This is a genomic window from Huintestinicola sp. (assembly GCF_050874005.1).
Taxonomy (GTDB): domain Bacteria; phylum Bacillota; class Clostridia; order Oscillospirales; family Ruminococcaceae; genus Huintestinicola.
Map to the genome: position 1 here is coordinate 38,088 of NZ_JBNMJV010000023.1, position 7,981 is coordinate 46,068.

The window sequence follows — 7,981 nt, forward strand, 5'->3', positions numbered from 1 at the left end:
TAACGGTAGAAATATGTATTCGATGCGATTGCTTTACCCAACCGGAGCAGAAAATTGAAAGGAAGAATAGATATGAAGCTTCTTGCAATAGACGGAAACAGTATAATGAACCGTGCGTTTTACGGCATAAAAGCCCTTTCAAATAAAAAGGGCGTGTTCACCAATGCGCTTACGGGCTTTATGAACATCTATCTTAAAACCGCCGCAGAGCTGTCTCCCGAGGGCTGTGCGGTGGCGTTTGATTTGAGAGAGCCAACCTTCCGCCACAAGGCAAACGCCGCATATAAAGCCACAAGACACGGTATGCCCGAGGAGCTTGCAATGCAGATGCCCCTTATCAAGAAGCTTCTTACCGCTCTTGGCATTAAAATTCTCGAGTGTCCCGGTTTCGAGGCTGACGATATCCTCGGCACACTCTCCACCTTCGGAAACGAGACCGACCACGTTTATATCCTGACAGGGGACAGGGACAGCCTGCAGCTTATAAATGAAAATGTCACCGTCCTGCTCCACACCACAAAGGAGCTTATCACCTGCACTCCCGAGAAATTTTCCGAGATGTACGAGGGACTTTCACCCCTTCAGCTTATCGACCTGAAAGCCCTTATGGGCGACAGCTCGGATAACATAAGCGGCGTTAAGGGCATAGGTGAGAAAACAGCCCTCTCTCTTATCAAGGAGTATTCCTCCGTTGAAACGCTTTACGAAAAGCTTGCCGCAGGAGAAGTTACCGCCACAAAATCCGTCCTTGCAAAGCTTACCGCAGGCGAGGGGGACGCAAAGGAAAGCAAATGGCTTGCCACCATTGTAAAAAATGCGCCTATATCCCTTTCAATGGGCGATTACGCATACGGCGAGCGTGACGAAGCCGCATTGTCCCGTCTCCTTACCGAGCTTGAAATGACAAAGCTTATGGAAAGGCTTAATGTAAAGCCTTCCGCCGCATTAAAGGCAATTCCCGAAGCAGAGAAGGAAAAGGCTGTTGATTATAAGATAGCTCCCGGAAGCGTTTCGGACATCAAGGGCGGCTTTGCCTTTATCTTAAAGCGCACCGAAACGGGAGCGGCGCTGTACACCGCCTATGAGGACAAGCTGAGTGTGTTTGAGAATGAGAGCGATATCATCTCCCTCCTGTCCTCGGAATATGAAAAGCAGACCTTCGGCGCAAAGCCTGCCTACCGCTATATGCTTGAAAAAGGCTCCGAGCTTAAAAATATCGTATCGGACGCAGACATTTCGGGATATCTTCTCAATGCCTCCGCTTCGGAATACACCATCAAGGGACTTTGCGCCGAGTACGGCTGTCCCGATTATGAAAATCTGGGAGAATATTCGGACATTGCGGCAATAAGCGGACTCTGCCGCCGCCTTGACAGGGAGCTTTCGGAAACGGGAGCGGAGAAGCTGTGCAGGGATATCGAGCTGCCCCTTACCGAGGTGCTTGCTTCAATGGAACACTTTGGCGTAAAAGCCGACACAGAGGGCATAAGGAAATTCGGTGAGACTCTTTCGGAAGAGATAGCCGGACTTGAACAGCAGATATATTTCCGTGCAGGAAAGCAGTTCAACATTTCTTCTCCCAAGCAGCTTGGCGTTATACTTTTTGAGGAAATGGGACTGCCCTCGGGCAAAAAGACCAAAACGGGCTATTCCACAGGCGCAGAGGTGCTTGAGGAGCTTCGTGACAAGGACCCCATCATAGATATGATACTCACCTACCGTCAGTACACAAAGCTACAGTCCACCTATGTAGAAGGGCTGTTAAAGACGGTGGGGGGCGACGGACGTATCCACTCTGTATTCAAGCAGACCGAAACAAGGACGGGAAGGATCTCCTCCACCGAGCCGAATTTGCAGAATATCCCCGTCCGCACCGAGCTTGGACGGAATATGAGAAAATTCTTCGTCAGCGAGGAAGGACGGGTGCTTATCGACGCCGACTACAGCCAGATAGAGCTTCGTATACTTGCACATCTGAGCGGCGACAAAAATATGCAGGCGATCTTCAACAGCGGCGGCGATATCCACACCTCAACGGCGGCGCAGGTATTCGGAATGCCCGAGGATATGGTGACCCCCGAAATGCGCCGTGCGGCAAAGGCTGTTAATTTCGGCATTGTTTACGGCATAAGCGCATTTTCACTTTCAAAGGACATTGACGTTTCCGTTGCAAAGGCGGACAGGTATATAAAGAGCTATCTCACCAATTTCAGCGGTGTAGCGGCATTTATGGACAAGGCTGTGACCGATGCCGCGGAAAAGGGCTATTCGGAAACCATCTTCGGCAGGAGACGTTATATCCCCGAGCTTGCGGCGAAAAACAAGAACATTCAGAGCTTCGGCAAGCGTGCGGCAATGAATGCCCCAGTTCAGGGAGCGGCGGCGGACATCATCAAAATTGCTATGGTGAAGGTCTACCGCAGGCTCAAGGAAGAAAATCTTGACGCACAGCTTATTTTGCAGATACACGACGAGCTTATAATCGAGGCATCGGAAAAGGACGCTGCAAGGGCAGCAAAGGTGCTGGGAGAGGAAATGCGGGGTGCCGTACAGCTTGACGTTCCTCTCACCGCCGATGTTGAGACGGGCAAAAGCTGGTTTGAATGCCACTGAGAAATTTCAGATATTCAGAGGCAAGACTGTGGTGTATGCAAATAACGAGAATTCAAAGGTGATGAATTGTACTCCCCTTTGAAATATGGCAGAAAATATTGATTACTATAAGGACGGTAACAAAAATGGAAATAAGATTTCATATCCCCGATTTTATGAGGCATTTCAAGCTCAATCTCACCTTAGTGGACTATATGAACAAATATCCCGAGAAATTTCGTGATAATGTAAAGATAGGCTCTGTTTACGGAGCATTTCCCAATATGACATGGAACGGCGGACGTTACTTCCGTGGAAAGTGCGATTCACGCATACTCAAGGAGATCGTCAATCAGTTTAATAAGCGAGGCATACCCTGTCGATTTACTCTTACAAATCCTGTACTTACACCTCAGCATCTTTCCGATGCGCTGTGCAACGCCGTGCTTAAGGCGGTAAACAACGGACTGAACGAAGCCATCGTATGCTCCCCTCTGCTTGAGGACTATATAAGGGATAAATTCCCGGGTATCCCCATTACCAGCTCTACCTGCAAACAGATCGAGGATTTTGACGAGCTTTGCGCCGAGCTGGAAAAGGATTATTCCCTTGTGGTGCTTGACTATAATTTTAACAATAATTTTGATGTTCTCGAAAAGCTCCCCCACAAGGAAAAGGCAGAGCTGCTCATAAATCCCTGCTGTGACCCCGCCTGCAAGCGCAGGGGAGAGCATTACCGCTCCATTGGCAGGAGTCAGATCGCTCTTACAGAACATATGATGAAAAAGACAGATGCGTCATACACCCCCGAACCCTTTGAGTGTGCTTGTATGATGAGAAATCTGTATCAGACAGTGAATTCGCCTCTGCACGTTTCTCCTGTGGATATTTATGAAAAGTACGTACCTATGGGCTTCTGCAATTTCAAGATAGAAGGCAGAAGCGTACCCGATGTGAATATTCTGGAAAATTATGTATATTATATGGTAAAGCCTGAATTAAAGGACGAGGTGCGTCTTGAGCTGCTTACACTGCTTACCAAAAACATCAAGTATTTCAGCTGATGAAAATCAATGCCTTCTACTTTGATGAAAATGAATAGAATTTTGAATTTTTGGGAAATTTACGATATTATTTTGTTAAATTTACAATCTGTTAATGATATATATGATAAAAATTTATAAACTGTGCCGATTTTTATTATATAATAGAGGTATATTATGTTGGAATATTTCGGACATTTTTTGCAGACGTATTGTGTGCAGAATTCCGAGAATTTAAAACGGGAGGAATTTTGATATGTCACTTGGTAAGGTTCTTGTTGTTGACGACGATAATAACATCTGCGAGCTTCTGAAATTATATCTGGAAAAGGAAGGCTACGGCGTTATGGTCTCCCACGACGGCGATGAGGCTGTTGTTAAGTTCAATGCGCTGAAGCCCGACATCGTTCTGCTTGATATTATGCTTCCCGGTCTTGACGGCTGGCAGGTTTGCCGTGAGATCAGAAAGAAATCCAATGTGCCCATCATTATGATAACTGCCAAGAGCGAGACATTTGACAAGGTGCTTGGTCTTGAGCTGGGCGCTGACGACTATGTTGTAAAGCCCTTTGACACCAAGGAGGTAATTGCCCGTATCAAGGCAGTTTCCAGAAGAATTGGTCAGTCCTCTTCCGAGTCCGAGATCAGAGAGGTAAAGTACGACAAGCTGGTCGTTAATATGACAAGATATGAGCTGAGAGTGGACGGCAAGGTAATGGATACCCCTCCCAAGGAGCTGGAGCTTCTTTTCTACCTCGCTTCCAACCCCAACAGAGTTTATACCAGAGATCAGCTTCTTGACGAGGTATGGGGCTTTGAGTATTACGGAGATTCCCGTACCATTGACGTTCACATCAAGCGCCTCAGAGAAAAGCTCGAGGGCGTTTCGGACAAGTGGGCGCTCAAGACAGTCTGGGGCGTAGGCTACAAGTTCGAGGCTGAAGAGGAAAATGCGTAAAAGCATTGCCGCAGAGTATTTCAGCTTATCGGCAGCGCTGGTTGCGGCGTCGCTCATATTTATGTCGGCGCTTATAATCAGTTTTTCCGTATCCACCTATAAAAGCGACCGCAAAATTCTGCTGGAACGGCTGACCGAAGAGGTTCGTGTCAGCGTTTCCGCATATCTGACCGGCGGCTCCGATGGGGCTGCTGCCCTTCGTGAGATTTTGCCCTCGGTCTCTGCAAGCACGGGTGCGGACTATATTTTGTTTGACAGTGAGGGTGATGTTTTGGCTTGTTCCGAGGCATCACCTTGTTCACATACGGGGACTTTGAGCGCTCAGTCTATGAGCAGGGCTATCCCGCAGGGGGCTTTCGCTATGGACAGTATGGACGGCTTCTATCCCGTTTCCTGTCTCAATATGCTCTATTCCCTGAACTGCGGCAGGGAGGAATATTATCTTGCGGCAAGCCTCAGCGCAAAGGGATTTACGGATTATCTCAAAGCTATGGTGGTGCTGTTTCTTGTGGCGTTCGCAGTCATTATGCTGGCGGTCTTTCCCCTGCTCAAGTACACCATCAACCGTATCCTTACTCCTCTCAAGGAGATGACGCTGGCGGCAAAGCGGTTCGGTGAGGGAGACTTTTCCGAAAAGGTATGCGTTTCCGACCAGAACGAAATGGGCTTTCTTGCCAACACCTTAAACGATATGGCAAGCTCTCTTGAGGCTATCGAGGAGAACAGAAAAAGCTTTATTTCCAATGTTTCCCACGAGCTGAGAACGCCTATGACCACTATCGGCGGATTTGTGGACGGAATACTTGACGGCACTATTCCCGAGAACAGGCACAGGGAATATCTGAGGACGGTCTCCGAGGAGATAAACCGTCTTGCGAGACTTGTGCGCTCTATGCTCAACATCTCCAAGTATGAGGCAGGAGAAATGGAGCTGCAGACAGAGGACTTTGATATCACCGAGCTTACGGTCAAAACTGTTCTCCTTTTTGAAAAGCGGATCGAGGGCAAGAACATTGACATAAGAGGACTTGACACGGACAGACTTTTTGTCAATGCGGATATGGACCTTGTTCAGCAGGTAATTTACAATCTTACCGAAAATGCGGTCAAGTTTGTGAACGAGGGCGGATATATCTCCTACAGCTTCCGTGAGGAGGACGGCGCTGCTGCGGTCGTTATCCGAAACAGCGGCGAGGGTCTGAAGAAAAACGAGATCAACAAGGTCTTTGACAGATTTTACAAAACCGACGAGTCAAGGGGTAAGGACAAGACGGGCGTGGGTCTCGGTCTGTCCATTGTTCGCTCGATCATCAAGCTGCATAACGGTTCGGTGCTTGTCCGCAGCAAAACGGGGGAATACACCGAGTTTGAATTCACACTGCCGCTGGGCAGCCGCCCTTGATCGGCATATACCTTACGGAGGTCGGTATGGAAATGTATGAAAACGGGTCGTCACCCGAAAACAATAACGAGAACAATAAGCCTGTCAATCCCGATCTGAACAGAGGCGGAGGCGTTTTTGCGGAGGAGGAGCTTTCGGAGAATATCCCGAATAATGATTATCCCCCCTATCAGCCTTATGGTGCACCTGTCGGGAACGGTTATCCGCAGAACGGGTACCCTGCGGGCAATACATCGCCTGCGGACGCTGCTTACAGGCAGATGTATTCGGGCGGAGCTGCGCCCGATGATCGTGGGTATTACGGCAATGCTCCGCAGCAGACGGATAATTCGGTATACAGCAGCCCTGCCGGCAGGGACGATCCTGCAAACCAAGGTTTTTCACAGAATTATGCTGCGGCAGATAACGGTGCGGGATATGTCCCGCCTCAGAACGGCAATGCAGGAGGCAATGTACCGCCTTACGGCGGATATTATTATCAGCCGCAGGTGGGGGCGATGTCTGCTCCTGCGCCCGAGCCCGAACTGAAAAGATCCTCAAAGGGCTGGATAGCTGCGGTGGTCATTATTGTTGTGCTTATGTTCTCTGCAGTTATGCTGCTGCTGGCTTACAGTCATAAAGACGAGGGTCCGGCTGAGGGTGCGGGTGAAACGGCTGATAAGGTTCAGAGCGTTTCATCGGAGGGTTCAGGCTCTGATGGCGTGACGGTGAATATAAACGTGGCTCCCAAGCCTGTGGAGAATGAGGAGTTTTACCGGAACAAGGAAACGGGTCTCCTGACTCCTGCAGGTGCGGCAAATCAGGTGCTTCCGTCTATTGTTAATCTTTACGGCTATACAAGTACCACCGTTCAGCCTTATAACGAGGCTTCGGGCATTATCATCTCCGAGGACGGGTATATTATCACAAACGCCCACGCCACAGAGGATATTACCCGTTTCAAGGCAAAGCTCAATGATGAACGTGAATTTGAGGCAAAGCTCATCGGTGCGGACACACGTACAGACCTGGCAGTCCTGAAAATCGAGGCTGACGGGCTTACTCCTGCGGTCCTCGGCAGCTCGTCGGATATGATACAGGGTGAAGAAGTCATTGCCATCGGAAATGCAGGCGGATTTAACGACACGGTCACGGTGGGAAATGTTTCCTATGTTGACCGTGAGATAAAGAGCTATACCGGATATCCCATAAAGTGCATACAGACCGATGCGGCGCTCAATTTCGGCAATTCGGGAGGTGCGCTGGTCAATCTGTACGGTCAGGTCGTGGGAATTGTTGTGAGCAAGTACAGCTCCACAGGCAGCGAGAATATCGGCTTTGCCATTTCTACGGATTTTGCGGTGCCCATTATTGAGGACATTATGGAAAAGGGCTATGTTACAGGCAGGGCGAGAATTGGAATTATTTATAAATTTATTTCGCCTGACAAAGCTGAGAGCCTTGGAGTAAAGCCCGGGCTTCTGGTGGCTGAGATAGCTGAGGAATGCGATGTTTCCAACACAGAGCTGCAGACGGACGATATCATTACGGAGATAGACGGTATCCAGATGCTGACCGAGAACAGCGTAAAGGAGTTTCAGAATACCCACAAGGCGGGAGAGGTCGTTACCGCTAAGGTGTACAGGCTGGGATTTGACGGCGAAGAAAGAGAATTTGAAATAACCTTTACCCTTGAAGAACAGAAGTGATCGGAGCGGACGGTGCGGCAAGCGCTGTCCGCTTTTTTATGCTGAATAATAAGGTGAATTTGTACATTGAGAAGCCTCTTAAACTGATTTGAATGAGCATAATGTACAAACTTATAAAAGATACTGAAAAAGGCTTGACATTTAGAAATGGATGTGGTAAGATAATAAAGCTGTCGGTGATGAAAAGAAAAAATCACCGAGAGATACACTCAAAAAAATTGAAAAAAGATTTGAAAAAGGTCTTGACAAATCGAAAAGAGTGTGATATAATAAAAAAGTTCTCTCCCGAGAGGAAAGA

General features: G+C 48.4%; 6 protein-coding genes. All 6 read left to right on the top strand.

Annotated features, from left to right (window positions below):
• Window positions 1-72 precede the first annotated feature (72 nt).
• A complete protein-coding gene (gene polA / locus ACR0QN_RS08880) occupies window positions 73-2,613 on the top strand; it encodes a DNA polymerase I (RefSeq protein ID WP_432650853.1) in 2,541 nt (846 codons plus the stop codon).
• A 125-nt stretch (window positions 2,614-2,738) separates the two neighbouring features.
• Window positions 2,739-3,656 carry a hypothetical protein gene (locus ACR0QN_RS08885; protein ID WP_432650854.1) on the top strand — a complete coding sequence of 306 codons (918 nt, stop codon included), beginning with the start codon at window positions 2,739-2,741 and terminating at the stop codon, window positions 3,654-3,656.
• Window positions 3,657-3,891: 235 nt separating this feature from the next.
• Window positions 3,892-4,593, top strand: coding sequence for a response regulator (locus ACR0QN_RS08890; protein WP_178726962.1), 702 nt, complete (start codon window positions 3,892-3,894; stop codon window positions 4,591-4,593).
• Entirely contained in the window at window positions 4,586-5,995 is a 1,410-nt protein-coding gene (locus tag ACR0QN_RS08895) for a HAMP domain-containing sensor histidine kinase (protein ID WP_432650855.1), read from the top strand. The genes ACR0QN_RS08890 and ACR0QN_RS08895 overlap by 8 nt, the downstream gene beginning before the upstream one ends.
• A 26-nt stretch (window positions 5,996-6,021) precedes the next feature.
• Entirely contained in the window at window positions 6,022-7,683 is a 1,662-nt protein-coding gene (locus tag ACR0QN_RS08900) for a S1C family serine protease (RefSeq protein WP_432650856.1), read from the top strand.
• 101 nt (window positions 7,684-7,784) lie between these two features.
• Window positions 7,785-7,981: hypothetical protein (locus tag ACR0QN_RS08905; protein WP_432650857.1), on the top strand; the 197-nt coding region annotated here is incomplete at its 3' end.